This window comes from Falsigemmobacter intermedius, from assembly GCF_004054105.1.
GTDB lineage: Bacteria > Pseudomonadota > Alphaproteobacteria > Rhodobacterales > Rhodobacteraceae > Wagnerdoeblera > Wagnerdoeblera intermedia.
Genome location: NZ_SBLC01000009.1, coordinates 49,916 through 63,620, shown reverse-complemented (window position 1 = coordinate 63,620; position 13,705 = coordinate 49,916). Strand labels below are relative to the sequence as shown.

Genomic DNA, 13,705 nt, shown 5'->3' with positions numbered 1-13,705 from the left:
TTCAGGCGGATCGGGTTTGAAATCTCTGCAAAGAGCAGGCTTTTCAAAGCTTCGGCGCGATGGCATCAAGCGAACATGACTGAGATACCAGATCACACCACGCCAGAGGCTCCGGCCTCTCCCGCGACAGGCGACAGCCTGCAGGCGACGCGCATCCTGCGCGACGCGATCGTTTCCTGCGTGCTGCCCCCCGGGGCGCGGCTCTCAGAGGTGGTTCTGGCGCGCGATTTTGACATCGGGCGCGGCGCGTTGCGCGCGGCCCTCAGGGCGCTGCAGGAAAGCGGCCTGGTGTCTTCCAGCCCCCGCAGCGGCTGGCGCGTCACCCCGGTCTCGGCCCCCGAGATCCGCGAAGTCTGCGCCGCCCGCCGCCATCTGGAGCCGATCCTGACCACCGCCACGCTCGATGAGCTGGCCCGCGAAAAGCTGGCCGCCCTGGCGGGTCGCCACGCCGCACTGATGCAGCGCTTTGATGATGATCCGACCGGCTCTGCCGCCATCCGCGCCGCAGAGCGCGAGATCATCGAAAGCGTGGCAGAGGCGCTGTCGATGCCCATGGTGCAGGGCTGGCTGAATGATCTCTGGGACCGCTCAGTCCGGCTGGTGAACTTTTTTGAAGACACCGGCCCGGTCCGCTATACGCCGGCCCCCCGCGCCCGCCTTGTTCAGGCCCTGACGGAGGGCCGCCGCAATGAGGCGCTGGAGCATCTTCAAGCTGCCAACCGCGCGCTGGAGACCTGGCTTCTCGAGCGCTTTCTCGAATCCGGTGCCCGGGTGCAGAGCGGCCGTCCCGCCCCTGCCCGTCGCCGCCGCGCCGCTCAGGTGACCTCATGATCCTTTTTCTTGCCCGGCGCCTGCTGCAGTCGCTGATCGCAATTCTCGGCGTCATGACGCTGATCTTCTTTCTGCAGCGCCTCTCGGGCGATCCGGTTCTGCTGCTGGTGCCGCAGGATGCCTCGGCGGCGGATATTGAGCGGATGCGGGTGGCGCTTGGATTTGACCGCCCGCTGATGGTGCAATATCTGGCCTACTTAGGCGATCTGCTGCGCTTTGATCTGGGCCAGTCTATCGTGCAGAACGTGCCGGTCTGGGATCTGATCAAAAGCCGCCTGCCCTATACCCTCGGGCTGGCCGCCGGGGCACTTGTGGTGGCCTGCGGCATCGGCATTCCGCTGGGCGTCATTATGGCGATGCGGCGCGGCAGGGCTGAGGCCCGGGCCGCAACCGGGCTTGCGCTGGCCGGACAGTCGCTGCCGACCTTCTGGTCTGCGATCCTTCTGATCATGATTTTCGCGGTCTGGCTGAAATGGCTGCCCCCCTCAGGAGCGCGGAGCTTTGATTCGGTGATCCTGCCCGCGATCAGCCTTGGGATCCTGTCCATGGCGACCTTTGCCCGCGTCACCCGCACCGCGGTGCTGGAGGAACTGGGCAAGGGCTATGTCCGCACGGGCCGCTCGAAGGGGCTGTCGCAGTTCACCATTCTGCTGCGCCACATCAGCCGCAATGCCTCGGTTCCGCTGGTGACCATCTCGGCGCTTGAGATCGCCAACCTGCTGGCGGGGGCTGTGGTGGTCGAAAGCGTCTTTGCCTGGCCGGGTCTGGGCCAGCTGACCGTTCAGGCGATCAATGCGCGGGATTTCACTCTGGTGCAGGGGATCGTGATGCTGGGCGCGGTCACGGCCATTCTGCTCAACCTGATTGCGGATCTGCTTTACGGGCTGATCGATCCGCGCATTCGTGTGACGGGGGGCCGCTGAGATGGCATCTTCACTTCTTGCCAGCGCCCGCACGCATAAGATGCTGCTGCCCTTTTTGCTGATCATGGTGCTGCTGGTGCTGGTCGCGGTCTTTGCGCCGCTGATCGCGCCCCATGATCCGGCCTCGCAAAACCTGATGGCGCGGCTGAAAGCGCCGGGCTTTGAATCGCGCGGCAATTTCTATCTGCTGGGCACCGATGAGATCGGCCGCGATATCCTGTCGCGGGTGATCTACGGGGCCCGGGTTTCGCTGCTGGTGGCCTTCAGTTCCGTGATCCTGTCAGGCGTTGTCGGCACGCTTCTGGGCGTCATTGCCAGCACCCGCCGCGGCTGGGTGGAGACGCTGATCATGCGGGCCGCCGATATCGTGCTCTCCGTCCCGGCCCTGCTGCTGGCGATCATCTCGGTGGCGATCATCGGGCCAAGCCTGACCAATGTGGTGGTGGTCCTCGCCCTCACCCGCTGGCCGCGCTATGCCCGCGTGGCCTACGGCCAGACCCTGAGCCTCTCCAGCGCGGCCTTCGTGCGGCTGGCGCAGTTCAGCGGCGTCTCGCAGCCCCGCATCATCCTGCGCCACATCCTGCCCAATATCGCGGGTGCGCTGATCGTGGTGGCCACGCTGGAATTCGGGCTGATGGTGCTCTTTGAGGCCTCGCTCTCCTTCCTGGGTCTGGGCGTGCAGCCCCCGACCGCAAGCTGGGGCTCCATGCTGGCGGTGGGTAAAAACTATGTGGCTCAGGCCTGGTGGATCGCCACGATCCCGGGACTTTGCCTTTTTCTTCTGGTGCTTTCGGTGAATGTGATCGGCGATCACTTCCGCGACCGCATCGAGACCGGTCATCGGTAAGGAGCGCTTATGTCAGACCCAATTCTTGACGTTCGCGATCTGCGTATTGAGATCCGCAATCAGCCGGTGGTCGAAAATGTCACCTTCGCCATCCACCCCGGAGAGATTCTCTCGCTGGTGGGGGAATCGGGCTGCGGCAAATCGCTGACCGCCTTTGGCATCATGGGGCTTTTGCCGGAGGTCGCGCGGATCGCGGGCGGCTCGGTGAAGCTGAACGGGCGTGAGCTTGCGGGCCTGCGCGAGCGCGAGATGCTGGATCTGCGCGGGCGTGAGATGTCGATCATCTTCCAGGAGCCCTTTGCCTCGCTCAATCCGCTGATGCCGGTGGGGCGTCAGGTGGCCGAAAGCCTGATCCGTCACCGGGGCCTGTCGAAACGCGAAGCGGCGGCAGAGGCGCTGGCGATGCTGGCCGAAGTGGGCATCCCCGACCCTGCCACCCGCGCGAAGCAATATCCTTTTGAGCTGTCGGGCGGCATGTGCCAGCGGGTGATGATCGCCATGGCGCTGATCTGCCGCCCGCGCCTGCTGATCGCAGATGAGCCGACGACGGCGCTCGATGTGACGATCCAGGCGCAGATCCTTGATCTGATTTTGCGGCTGCGCGATGAGACGGGCACCGCCATTCTGCTCATCACCCATGATATGGGTGTGGTGGCGGAAACCGCTGATCGGGTGGCGGTGATGTATGCCGGCAATATCGTCGAAGAAAACGCAGCCGAGCCTTTCTTCACAGCCCAAAGTCACCCCTATGCGCGGATGCTTCTCAACACCATTCCGCGCGCTGATACCCCGCCACAGACCCTGCTGCCGGTGATTGAAGGCCGTGTTCCGGACATCGGCAAATGGCCTGAGGGCTGCCGCTATGCGCCGCGCTGCCCGCTGGCGGATGCGGCCTGCCTCAAGGCCCCGGCGCTGATCCCCTCGCCCTCGGGGGGCCGCGCCGCCTGCTGGCATTCTGACCGTGTGGGAGAGATCCGATGACTGCGCCGCTTCTTGAGGTCCGTGACCTTCACGTCCGCTACCCGATCCGCGGCGGCCTTTGGGGCGGTCAGGTCGGCGAAGTAAAGGCCGTAAGTGGTGTCTCCCTCTCGCTGAACCCCGGCGAAAGCCTGGCGGTGGTAGGGGAATCGGGCTGCGGCAAATCCACCCTCGGCAATGCGATCCTCGGCCTGACCCGCCCCACGGAAGGCAGCGTGAGGTTTGAGGGCGAGGCCCTCTCAGCCTCCACCACGGCAGAGCGCCGGGCGCTGGCGGCAAAGATGCAGGTCGTCTGGCAGGACCCCGTCTCGGCGCTTGATCCGAAGATGACGGTGGGCCAGTCGCTGGCAGAGCCGCTCGAAGCCCAAGGGTATCTGAGTGCAGCGGCGATCCGCGAGCGGGTGGCGGAACTGCTGAGCCTGGTGGGCCTGCATCCCGATCACGCAACACGCCGGCCGCATGAATTTTCCGGCGGGCAGCGCCAGCGTCTGGTCATCGGGCGCGCCCTTGCGGCTGAGCCGAAGCTTCTGGTGCTCGATGAGCCGGTCTCGGCGCTTGATGTATCGATCCGTTCGCAGATCCTGAACCTGCTTCTTGATCTGCAAAAGCGGCTGGGGCTGGCCTATCTTTTCATCAGCCATGACCTGTCCGTCGTTCGCCATTTCGCGGACCGCGTGGCGGTGATGTACTTGGGAAAAATCGTTGAAAGCGGCCCCACACAGGCGCTTTTTGCCGATCCGCGCCATCCCTATACCCAGGCGCTTCTCTCAGCCGTGCCCCTGCCCGAAGCGGGTGCCCGCGCGCGGCGCAGCCGCATCCTTCTGAGCGGCGATCTGCCCAGCCCCGCCAATCCGCCGCCCGGCTGCGTGTTCTCCACCCGCTGCCCGATCGCCGCTGAGGAATGCCGCCTGTCGATGCCCGCGCTGCACCAGGGCAGCAAAGGCACGGAGCTGGCCTGCCATCTGCGCGAACCGGGCTGAGCCGCGATGCATCAGCCCTATCCCTGGCCCGAGGGGAAACGCGCGGCCTTCGTCTTTTCGATGGATGTCGACAGCGACAGCCCCTGGGCCTGGATCAACCGCGACCGCAGCGGGCCGCTTTACCTCTCGCATCTGGAGCAGCGCCGCTTTGGCCTGCGCGAGGGGATCTGGCGGGTGCTGGATCTGCTTGAACGTTTTGACATCAGGGGCAGCTTCTATGTGCCAGGCGCGGTGGCTGAAGCGCATCCTTATCTGCTGCCCCGGTTGATCGCGGGCGGGCATGAAGTGGGGCTGCACGGCTGGTTTCATGAATTCGTCACCGAAATCAGCGATGCAGAGTTTTCCGAGGCGCTGGAGCGCTCGCTTGACCTCTTTCACCGTCAGACCGGCCAGCGCCCCCGGGGCTTTCGCTCTCCGGCCTGGGAGATGACGCCGCATATGCTGGCTGAGGTGCAGCGGCTCGGGCTTTACGACAGTTCTCTCTCGGGCTTCGATCATCCCTATCAGATCGGCGGCGTGACGGAAATTCCGGTGCAATGGGCCATGGATGACGCGGTCTATTGGAAGTTCTTAGGCGGCGGCGGGGATCTGGCCCCGCCCTTCGCCCCCGCGCAGGTGCTGGAGATCTGGCAGCAGGAATGGCGCGGGCTGCAGGACTTCGGCGGCCTGCTGATGCTGACGGTGCATGACTATATCACCCCGCGCGCGCATCGCCTGAAGGTTCTGGAGACCCTGCTGGCAGAAGTGCGCGAGACCCCGGGGGCCTGGATCGCGCGGGCCTGTGATCTTGCCGACTGGCACAACAGCCTCAGCGAAAAACATCACTGGCAGGCCAGTCCCACGGCCCCCGCCGGTCCCTAGCAAAAAGCCCCCGGCCTGACACCGGGGGCTTTTGTCATTTCACCTCGCGGCTGTCCTGCCAGCGCAGCCAGGGCAGGATCATCCGGGCAAAACGTTTGACGAAGAAATGGAGCGGCAACCGGCGGATCGGCTGCGGCTTCAGCGCCAGGTCCTCCTCCGGCAGACCGGTGACCGCATCGGCCAGCAGAGGCCCCATGGCGCAGCAAAGCCCGAGCCCGCGCCCGTTGCAGCCGACAAAGGCCGCAAGCCCGTCATCGGTGCGGTGCAGATGCGGCAGCCGGTCGGTGGTCATGCCGATGCGCCCGCCCCAGAATTCCGGCATCTGCGCCTTTGACAGCGCGGGGAACAGCTCCCCCAGACGGCGGCGCACCGCGCGCGGCAGTCGGAACTTCGCGCCTATCTGCACCGCCAGCGCCGCGCCTGACACCAGACGCCCCTCGCGGTCTTTGCGCATATAGCGCAGATCCTGACGGGTGTCTGAAAAGGCCTGATCCCCCGGCAGGATCTGATCGGCCAGCGCCCCGAGCGGCGCGGTTGCCGTCTGATAGGAGGTGACCGGCACCAGGCTCTGAGCCAGCCCGGGCCAGAGATCGCCGGTATGGGCGGCGGTGGCCAGCACCACATAGCGGGCGCGGACCTCTCCCTCAGGCGTGGTGACGCGCCAGTCCTCTCCCGCGCGCTGAAGGCCGAGGGCGGGAGAGTGCTCAAAGATCTGCACGCCTTCGCCTGCGACGCCACGGGCAAGGCCGAGCGTGAAGGCATAGGGGTTGATATGCCCCCCACCCCGGTGCAGCCAGCCGCCCTGATAGCCCGGTGCGCCGATCAGATCGGTCACGTCCTCGCGGCTGAGCGCCTGGGTGTCGGCCCCGGCCCGCGCCCAGCCCGCTGCAAGCCCTGCGGCGCGTTTTGCGCGGCCCGCGCTGTGGGCCGGTTGCAGCCAGCCGCTGCGCCGCGCATCGCAATCGATGTTGAACCGCTCCACCAGCGCGAAGAGCCGGTCGGCTGAGCCTGCCACCAGATCAAGGAAAGGCTGGCCGATCTTTTCGCGGATCTGATCGGGCGGCATGCGGGTCAGCGTCCCGATGACCTGACCATTGGCACGACCAGAGGCACCGGCACCGATGGTGACCGCCTCCAGCAGGATGACGCTCAGCCCGCGCTCGCGCAGCGACAGCGCGGTCGAAAGTCCGGTGATCCCGCCGCCGACCACGACGGCATCGGCCCGGGTGGCTTCGGTCAGTTTCGGGGCAGTGAAGCTCTCACGCGACAGGCGCTGCCAGAGCGGTGAGGGCGGGGTATCGGGCCATGAGGGCATAGGCATCACCGGAACTGAAGGGAAAGACCCGAGATCGCAAAAACCCCGGCGAGCGCGGCCTCTGAGGGCGGGGCCGCGCCCCCAGTGAGCGAGAGTGTCAGTGCCGACGGCCCTGCCGTCAGCGGCAAAAGCGCCTCTGCCGCCAGCAGATCGGGCACCTGCAGCGGTGCCAGAGAGGCCGCATCCGGAAGGCAGGCACCAAGCATCGCAACCGCCTGATTGTCATGCTGCATCAGATGCGGCAGCCAAAGGAGGTCGCGGGTATGGTGCTGACAGTAAAGACATTGCAGCCCCGGCGTGATCTCGCGCGAGAGGCGGGTGATCGAGAAACGCAGCTCCCCCTCCGGCACGTTTCGCGCAAAATGGCGAACCGGCTCAGGCGCAAGCGCGGCCTGTTCCAGCGCGTGATGCGTGGCCGCGATATCCTGGCTTTCAAAGGCCACGCCCCGCAGCCCCGGACCCTGGGCCAGCAGGCTGCGCCAGCCCGCATTGGCCTCGGTCTCAGTGACGATGCCCATCAGTTCCAGATAGCCATTTCCGAACATCACACAGATATTGGCCGTCCCCATGGCCGCGCTGTGGTGCGCGAGCGGGGTCGTGGTGAAGCCCGCCGCCCGAAAGGCCGCGCCCGCGGCCTCCAGATCCGGCACAAGGGCCACGAGATGATCGACCGGCAGGTTAAAAACCGCAGTGTCAGCCATGGGCCATCTCCTCTTCCAGGGCCGCGCGTGCGGCCTGAGCCTGCCCGGCTGAAGCGGCCACCTGCGGGAAGCCCTCAGGCAGCAGCGAAAGGGCTGCCCGCAGAGCGCGGCTGCGCCGGCTGCTGCGGGTGCCGGCCGGAAGCGAGAGAAGCGCCGCGTTGAAGCGGTCCATCAGATCCGCCGGGAACACCGCATCCCAGTGGCGCCGCTCCGGTCCGAAATCGATGCGGCCCTCCGAGGGGCGGGCTGCGGCACGGGCAGCAGCGGTCGCAGCGGCGTCAACCGCGCCTTCACGGATCACCACGCCGTAGTCGCCCAGCGCGGCCTCCGGGCTGACCAGCCCGGCGGCGACATCGCGCAAAACCACCTCCGGGTCCCGCGCCATCGGGTCGCCATAGCCACCCGCACCAGGCGTCAGGAAGGTCACGGTGTCGCCGCGTTTCACGGGCAGCATATCGATCTTGCCAAGGCGGCGCTCATCGGCGCGGCCCTCATTCACGATCAGCGCGGCAGGCGCACCGGGGCGTCCGCCTTCGCGGCCCCATGGACGGAACTTCAGACGCTCCATCCCGCGGGCCAGCACGAAGGAGCCCTCGCGATCAATCCGGAAGCTCAGCGCCATGCCCGCGCCGCCGCGCCACTGCCCGGCCCCGCCGCTGTCAGGCCGCAAAGCGTAGCTGAGGAAGGTGACGCCCAGTTCCGCCTCAACCGTCTCAGCCGGGTTATTGGCAAGGTTTGAGATACCGCTGTCGCGCCCGTCCACACCGTCGTGACCAAAGCGCCCGCCGGTGCCGCCGATCATCGGCTCGACCACCTGCACATTGCGCCCGCCGCGCCCGTCCGGCTCGGTCACCACGACCGGGATGATGGTGCCGGAAGAGGCCGCCGGAAGCGCCTCAGGCAGCGCCAGACCGAAGGCCCCGTTCAGAAGATCATTCACCCGCACTGCCGCCGCATGGCGCACACCTGTGGCCGCAGGCATCAGGGGGTTCACGATGGTGCCTTCCGGCGCGATGATCGAGACCGGATCCAGCAGCCCCGCATTCAGCGGCACTGAAGGATCGAGCGTGGAGACCAGCGCCAGCACGCGCAGCGTCAGCCAGGAATGCGGCCGCCCGTGCGAGGGGATATTCATCGCCGCCTGAACCTGCGGGTCCGATCCGGTGAAATCCAGACAGACGCCGCCGTCTTTCAGCGTCATCTTCAGCGCCAGCCGCACCGGCAGATCGCTGACCGCATCATCGTCAAGATAATCCGAGAAGCTGTACTCGCCCTCAGGCATTGAGGCGATGACAGCGCGTGCCTTTTTGCCCGCCAGCGCCACCAGATCAACAGAGGCCTGCACGACCACATCCGCGCCATGCTGCGCCACCACCTGCTCCACCCGGCGACGTCCGGCAGCGAGAGCAGCCAGCATGGCGCGGATATCGCCCATATTGGCCTCAGGCGTGCGGGAGTTCGCATCAAGGAAAGCGCGTACCTCCGGCACCATCTCACCGCCGCGCATCAGCCGCACCGGGGGAATGCGCAGACCTTCCTGGAAGATCTCGGTGTTCATGGGCGAGATGGAGGAGGGCACACGCCCGCCCACGTCCGAGCAATGCACAAAGCACCAGCCCCAGGCGACGATCCGGCCCTCGTGGAAATAGGGCTCGATCATATGCAGATCGGGCAGATGAGTGGCGAGCCCTTTGGAGAGGTAAGGGTCATTGGTCAGAATGACATCACCAGGCTGCAAAGGCCCCGTCATCGCCTCAACCGCCGCGATGGTCGGCGCGCATTCCAGCCCCACAAAGCCCGACACCCCGATCGAGCGCGGATAGGCAAAGAAGCGGCCGTCGGCCCCCGCCAGCGCACAGGCGAAATCGGCGGTCTCTTTGACGTAGAGGGTGCGACCCGTGCGCTGCAGCGTCAGGCACATCTCTTCCGTGATGGCCGCGACTTTGTTGTTCAGGATCTCAAGGGTAACGGGATCAAGCTGCATCGGTGAGCCTTTCGAGATGCAGGTTTCCGGCCTCATCCACACGGGCGGTCCAGCCCGGCAGAAGAATGGTGGTGGTATCGTCCTGCTCTATCACGGCAGGACCGCTGAGGCTGAGCCCCGGCGCAAGGGCGGCACGCCGCCAGACCGCGGCCTCATGCCAGCGATCCCCGAGCCAGAGCGGACGATGACCTTTGGGGGCAGCCTCTGCGCCGGACGTCAGCTTCGGCGGCAGCAGCGGATCAGCAGGACCAATGGCCGCAAGGCGGATGGTTCCGATGGCAATGCGCCCTTCCGGGTCTGCAAAGCCGTAGATGCGCTTATGCTCAGCCTCAAAGGCGGCGCGGGCGGCCTCAGCGCTCAGATCGTCGTCGAGACGCACGCGCAGCTCATAGGCTTGGCCGTGATAGCGCATATCGGCAGCCCGCTCAAAACGGCGCGGACGCGCGGTGCCGTTTTCCGCATCGAGCCAGAGGGCGGCTTCGCCTTCGAGCGCGGCAAAGGCGGCGCTCAGGGGCGCGGTCAGAGCCGGCGTCACATCAAGGCGAAAGCTGCGCACGAAATCGCGGCGCAGATCGGCCCCGGCGGCGCCTTGGGCGCAGAAGGTGCCTGCAGCGGGGGGCACGATGACGTGGCGGATGCCGGTCTCTTCGGCCAGACGGCTGGCATGGGTCGGCCCCGCCCCGCCAAAGGGCATCAGCGCAAAGCCACGCGGGTCCAGCCCGCGCTCGGCCAGAGTTTTGTAAAGCGCGCTGGCCATGCCTGCGGTGGTGACGGCCAGCGCCCCTTCTGCCGTGCGGGCGGCAACGTCGCGGGGGCTGCCCTCATAGCCAAGCTTTGCGCCGATCTGCGCCAGCGCCGCTTCAGCCGCCGCCGCATCAAGCTGCATCCGCCCGCCAAGAAACCCTGCCGGATCAATATAGCCAAGCGTCAGATAGCAGTCCGTCACCGCCGGGGCCGTGCCACCGCGTCCGTAGCAGACCGGACCCGGTGCCGCCCCCGCGCTCTGCGGGCCGACCTTCAAAAGACCATGCGGATCGACCCAGACCACCGAGCCGCCGCCCGCGCCAATGGCCGAGACATCGACCACCGGCAGCACCAGCGGCAGACCGCCAATATCGGTGCGGGTTGCCAGTTCCGGCGTCGCGCCCCCGGCAATGGCGATATCTGAGGAGGTGCCGCCCATGTCAAAGGTCACGATCCCCTGGCCCGTCAGATCGCCCGCCGCCCGCGCCGCTTCCGCCAGACGCACGGCGGCCATGACACCCGAGGCGGGGCCAGAGAGCACCGTCTCAACCGGCCGCGCCCGGGCAGAGGCCACGGAAAGCGAGCCGCCGTTGGAGGCCGTCACCAGCACCGGCGCAGTGACGCCCATCTGCGACAGACCTGCAATCAGCCCGTCAAAATAGCGATGCATCAGCGGCTGGATATAGGCATTGAGGCAGGCGACCAGCGCGCGTTCATATTCGCGGATCTCAGGCCAGATCACGGCGGCGGCGGAAATCTCCAGCCCCGAGACTTCGGCAATCTGCGCGGCCAGCCCCTCTTCAAAGGCCGGATCGAGATAGCCGTTCACGGTGACCAGCGCGGCGGCATCGAGATCCATCGCCCGAAGCTGCGCGCCCAGCGCGGCGATTTCCCCGGCCTCGGGGGCGGCAGCGAGACTGCCGTCAGAGTTCAGCCGCGCGTTCAGCTCCAGCACCCGCTCACGCGGCACCAGGGGGGTCTCTTTGTCAGCATGCAGATCAAAGGAGGAGGGCATCCGGCAGCGGGCGATCTCAAGAATATCGCGAAACCCGCGGGAGACGATCAGCCCGATTTTAGCGCCTTTACGCTGAATGATGGCATTCAGACCGATGGTCGTGCCATGCATCAGCGCGCCGACCTGATCAAAGGCAATCCCCTCGCGGGTCAGGAGCGTGTGCAGCCCCTGCAACAGCGCGCGCGACGGCTCATCCGGGGTGGAGGGCTCTTTGAAAAAGACCAGCCGCCCGCCCACAGGATCATGCAGCACGAAGTCGGTGAATGTGCCTCCGACGTCAATTCCGACACGGACGCCGCGCCCTTCCGGCAATTGCCCTGATGCCTCAGCCATCTCACCCTCTCAGCCTTATGCCCGAACCTGCCGGGCCGCTCCGAATTTTAACGCTAAAAGCGATATTTTTACCCGGATTGTCAATCAAACTGCGGCCTGCCACAGACTGCATCAGCCGCAGGACAGCCCGTCGTTTCCCCTGCGTCACCCCCTGCGGTGCAATAACCACTGGCACCGCGCGGCACTTCCCTTTACCTTCGCGCGCAAACGACAGCCTTTGTAGGAAAAGATGAAACAACCTGTCCCGCAAAAAACCCTGCAGGAGAACACTCTCTTCGGCCAGGGCGACGTCTTCGTGCTGTTTGGCGAACTTTTTGGCCGTGGTTATGCCACCGGCCTCGTCAATGAAGCCAAAGCCGCAGGCATGACCATCATCGGTATCACCGTTGGCCGTCGCGACGAGAACAACACTCTGCGCAAACTGACCGACGAAGAACTGGCGACGGCTGAAGCCAACCTGGGCGGCAAAATCATCAACGTCCCGCTGATGGCGGGCTTTGATCTCGACGCCCCGGCGGGCGAGCCGACGCCCACCGATCTGGTGAACGCGCTGACCGTGGACACCTGGCAGGACGAAAAGCTCGATTTCGATCACATCGAAAAATGCCGCCAGCTGGGCCAGACCCGCTTCAAGACCGCCCTGGCGGAGGTGATGGAGCAGATTGATGCCCTGATCCCCTCGGGCAAGAATGTCTATTTCGCCCATACCATGGCCGGTGGCATCCCGAAGGCGAAAGTCTTCCTGGTGATCGCAAACCGCATCTACAAGGGCCGCGGCGCGCGCCACATGTCGAGCCAGGCACTGATCGACAGCGATCTGGGCAAGCTGATCCTGCAGAACTTCGATGAAGTCTCGGCCAATACCTTTGGCTATCTGCTGGAAGCCTCGTCGAAAATCCGTGAGCGGGTTGAGGCTTCGGGTGCTCAGGTCCGCTACACCGCCTATGGCTATCACGGCACCTCGGTGCTGATCGATGGCGAATACAAATGGCAGACCTATACCAACTACACTCAGGGCTATGCCAAAATGCGCCTTGAGAACTTCGCCAAAGCGGCCTGGGACAAGGGCATTAAAGCCTCGGTCTTCAACTGCCCGGAAATCCGCACCAACTCTTCGGATGTTTTCGCGGGTCTGGAACTCTCGCTCCTGCCGCTGCTGGATGCGCTGCGCCATGAGCAGGGCGGTGCTTTTGCCGATGCGGTCTGGGCGGAATGCCAGGCGTTGCTGAAAGACGGCGTTGCGCTGGAAGATCTGCTGCAGAAAGTGCGCGACTTCCAGAGCTCGCCCGAGATGCAGCCCTATTACAACTTCGAAGCCTGGCCGATGCCCAACAGCCCCGGACAGGCCGAGCAGACCATCGGCACCTCGCAGGACATCGTGAACCTGCATAAGGACCTGAAGGTGCTGGTCTCGGACGCGCTGAGCCACCATGTGCTCAACGCCACCGGCAGGCTGATCTTCGGCGCGGCCTCCGATCCGGAAGGCCCGGTGCTCTGGCTGAACCACGATGTGGTTGCAAAGCAGCTGATCAAAGACAACGCCTGATCTTCAGGCAGAACCAACGAAAGCCCCGGCCGCCGCGCCGGGGCTTTTTGCTGCTCAATAGGCGAACCACCAGCCGGTAAAGAGCCAGAGCACGACCACCGCCGTCACCAGCTCAAAGCCATAGCTGAGAACGACAGCCGGGCCATGCAGCGGCAGGCGGCGCGGCTTTGCGACCGATTTCAACCGCCGGATGGCATCCTTGAGATCGATCTCAAAAAACTCGCGCCGGCGGTTCACCCGATAGGCCGAGAGTTCCTTGTGGATCACCTGCTCAACCCGGCGGGCATTGCTGACCTCGAGCGAATATTCCAGCCGGAAGGGCGTTGGCACCCCGGTGGCAGAGCCCAGTTCGCGGTTGCGCTGCTGCGGGCTGGTTGTGGTCATGCCGATCTTCAGAAGCCCCGGCATGGAGTCATTGGACATGATATAGACCCACTGATGCTCGGGCATCCGCCTCGGCTTCTTTTTGGGGGTCTTGCGTTTCATGGCGGGCGGGCTGCACTGGTTAACCGGGCGTAGCGTTATAACTGCCTGAATCGAGAGCAAAATACCAGATCATTTCGGGAACAGAGAGGAACATCGGCGGATAAACCGCAAACATGGCTGACGCTTAGCAAAGCGGGACGCCGGAAGTATTCGCAAATTTT

Annotated in this window: 12 protein-coding genes; 7 read left to right on the top strand and 5 right to left on the bottom strand. The window is 65.3% G+C overall.

Annotated features, from left to right (window positions below; translation table 11 throughout):
* Positions 1-75 precede the first annotated feature (75 nt).
* The 6 genes from EP867_RS08255 to EP867_RS08230 are packed head-to-tail and all read left to right on the top strand — an operon-like array spanning position 76 to position 5,420.
* Entirely contained in the window at positions 76-831 is a 756-nt protein-coding gene (locus tag EP867_RS08255) for a GntR family transcriptional regulator (RefSeq protein ID WP_164888805.1), read from the top strand.
* Positions 828-1,754 (top strand): ABC transporter permease, encoded by a 927-nt coding sequence (locus EP867_RS08250; RefSeq protein ID WP_128488050.1) that lies wholly within the window; start codon positions 828-830, stop codon positions 1,752-1,754. The genes EP867_RS08255 and EP867_RS08250 overlap by 4 nt, the downstream gene beginning before the upstream one ends.
* A 1-nt stretch (position 1,755) precedes the next feature.
* Positions 1,756-2,601: an ABC transporter permease gene (locus tag EP867_RS08245; protein ID WP_128488048.1), complete on the top strand. Its 846-nt coding sequence runs from the start codon at positions 1,756-1,758 to the stop codon at positions 2,599-2,601.
* A 9-nt stretch (positions 2,602-2,610) separates the two neighbouring features.
* Positions 2,611-3,582 carry an ABC transporter ATP-binding protein gene (locus EP867_RS08240; RefSeq protein WP_128488046.1) on the top strand — a complete coding sequence of 324 codons (972 nt, stop codon included), beginning with the start codon at positions 2,611-2,613 and terminating at the stop codon, positions 3,580-3,582.
* Positions 3,579-4,559 carry an ABC transporter ATP-binding protein gene (locus tag EP867_RS08235; protein ID WP_128488044.1) on the top strand — a complete coding sequence of 327 codons (981 nt, stop codon included), beginning with the start codon at positions 3,579-3,581 and terminating at the stop codon, positions 4,557-4,559. The genes EP867_RS08240 and EP867_RS08235 overlap by 4 nt, the downstream gene beginning before the upstream one ends.
* Before the next feature lie 6 nt (positions 4,560-4,565).
* On the top strand, positions 4,566-5,420 hold the full coding sequence (locus EP867_RS08230; RefSeq protein ID WP_128488042.1) for a polysaccharide deacetylase family protein: 855 nt from the start codon (positions 4,566-4,568) through the stop codon (positions 5,418-5,420).
* A gap of 34 nt (positions 5,421-5,454) precedes the next feature.
* On the opposite strand, the gene EP867_RS08225 is transcribed toward EP867_RS08230, so the two are convergent.
* From EP867_RS08225 to EP867_RS08210, 4 genes are read right to left on the bottom strand one after another with little or no spacing between them, the layout of a single operon-like run.
* Positions 5,455-6,735 (bottom strand): NAD(P)/FAD-dependent oxidoreductase, encoded by a 1,281-nt coding sequence (locus tag EP867_RS08225; protein ID WP_128488040.1) that lies wholly within the window; start codon positions 6,733-6,735, stop codon positions 5,455-5,457.
* A 5-nt stretch (positions 6,736-6,740) separates the two neighbouring features.
* Entirely contained in the window at positions 6,741-7,436 is a 696-nt protein-coding gene (locus EP867_RS08220; protein ID WP_128488038.1) for a VOC family protein, read from the bottom strand.
* Positions 7,429-9,420 (bottom strand): hydantoinase B/oxoprolinase family protein, encoded by a 1,992-nt coding sequence (locus tag EP867_RS08215; protein WP_128488036.1) that lies wholly within the window; start codon positions 9,418-9,420, stop codon positions 7,429-7,431. The genes EP867_RS08220 and EP867_RS08215 overlap by 8 nt, the downstream gene beginning before the upstream one ends.
* A complete protein-coding gene (locus EP867_RS08210) occupies positions 9,410-11,512 on the bottom strand; it encodes a hydantoinase/oxoprolinase family protein (RefSeq protein ID WP_128488034.1) in 2,103 nt (700 codons plus the stop codon). The genes EP867_RS08215 and EP867_RS08210 overlap by 11 nt, the downstream gene beginning before the upstream one ends.
* A 229-nt stretch (positions 11,513-11,741) precedes the next feature.
* Between EP867_RS08210 and EP867_RS08205 the strand changes: the two genes are divergently transcribed.
* The gene (locus EP867_RS08205; RefSeq protein WP_128488032.1) at positions 11,742-13,058 is read left to right on the top strand and encodes an enoyl ACP reductase FabMG family protein; all 1,317 of its coding nucleotides are present in this window, start codon (positions 11,742-11,744) and stop codon (positions 13,056-13,058) included.
* 54 nt (positions 13,059-13,112) lie between these two features.
* Here EP867_RS08205 and EP867_RS08200 read toward each other — a convergent pair whose 3' ends face one another.
* Positions 13,113-13,508, bottom strand: a complete 396-nt coding sequence (locus EP867_RS08200) for a GIY-YIG nuclease family protein (RefSeq protein ID WP_164888804.1) — start codon at positions 13,506-13,508, stop codon at positions 13,113-13,115.
* Between the last annotated feature and the right edge of the window lie 197 nt (positions 13,509-13,705).

Excerpts from the sequence above, each read along its gene's own strand:
- EP867_RS08255 (WP_164888805.1), top strand. The coding sequence starts at position 76 with ATGACTGAGATACCAGATCACACCACGCCAGAGGCTCCGGCCTCTCCC.
- EP867_RS08250 (WP_128488050.1), top strand. The coding sequence starts at position 828 with ATGATCCTTTTTCTTGCCCGGCGCCTGCTGCAGTCGCTGATCGCAATT.
- EP867_RS08245 (WP_128488048.1), top strand. The coding sequence starts at position 1,756 with ATGGCATCTTCACTTCTTGCCAGCGCCCGCACGCATAAGATGCTGCTG.
- EP867_RS08240 (WP_128488046.1), top strand. The coding sequence starts at position 2,611 with ATGTCAGACCCAATTCTTGACGTTCGCGATCTGCGTATTGAGATCCGC.
- EP867_RS08235 (WP_128488044.1), top strand. The coding sequence starts at position 3,579 with ATGACTGCGCCGCTTCTTGAGGTCCGTGACCTTCACGTCCGCTACCCG.
- EP867_RS08230 (WP_128488042.1), top strand. The coding sequence starts at position 4,566 with ATGCATCAGCCCTATCCCTGGCCCGAGGGGAAACGCGCGGCCTTCGTC.
- EP867_RS08225 (WP_128488040.1), bottom strand. The coding sequence starts at position 6,735 with ATGCCCTCATGGCCCGATACCCCGCCCTCACCGCTCTGGCAGCGCCTG.
- EP867_RS08220 (WP_128488038.1), bottom strand. The coding sequence starts at position 7,436 with ATGGCTGACACTGCGGTTTTTAACCTGCCGGTCGATCATCTCGTGGCC.
- EP867_RS08215 (WP_128488036.1), bottom strand. The coding sequence starts at position 9,420 with ATGCAGCTTGATCCCGTTACCCTTGAGATCCTGAACAACAAAGTCGCG.
- EP867_RS08210 (WP_128488034.1), bottom strand. The coding sequence starts at position 11,512 with ATGGCTGAGGCATCAGGGCAATTGCCGGAAGGGCGCGGCGTCCGTGTC.
- EP867_RS08205 (WP_128488032.1), top strand. The coding sequence starts at position 11,742 with ATGAAACAACCTGTCCCGCAAAAAACCCTGCAGGAGAACACTCTCTTC.
- EP867_RS08200 (WP_164888804.1), bottom strand. The coding sequence starts at position 13,508 with ATGCCCGAGCATCAGTGGGTCTATATCATGTCCAATGACTCCATGCCG.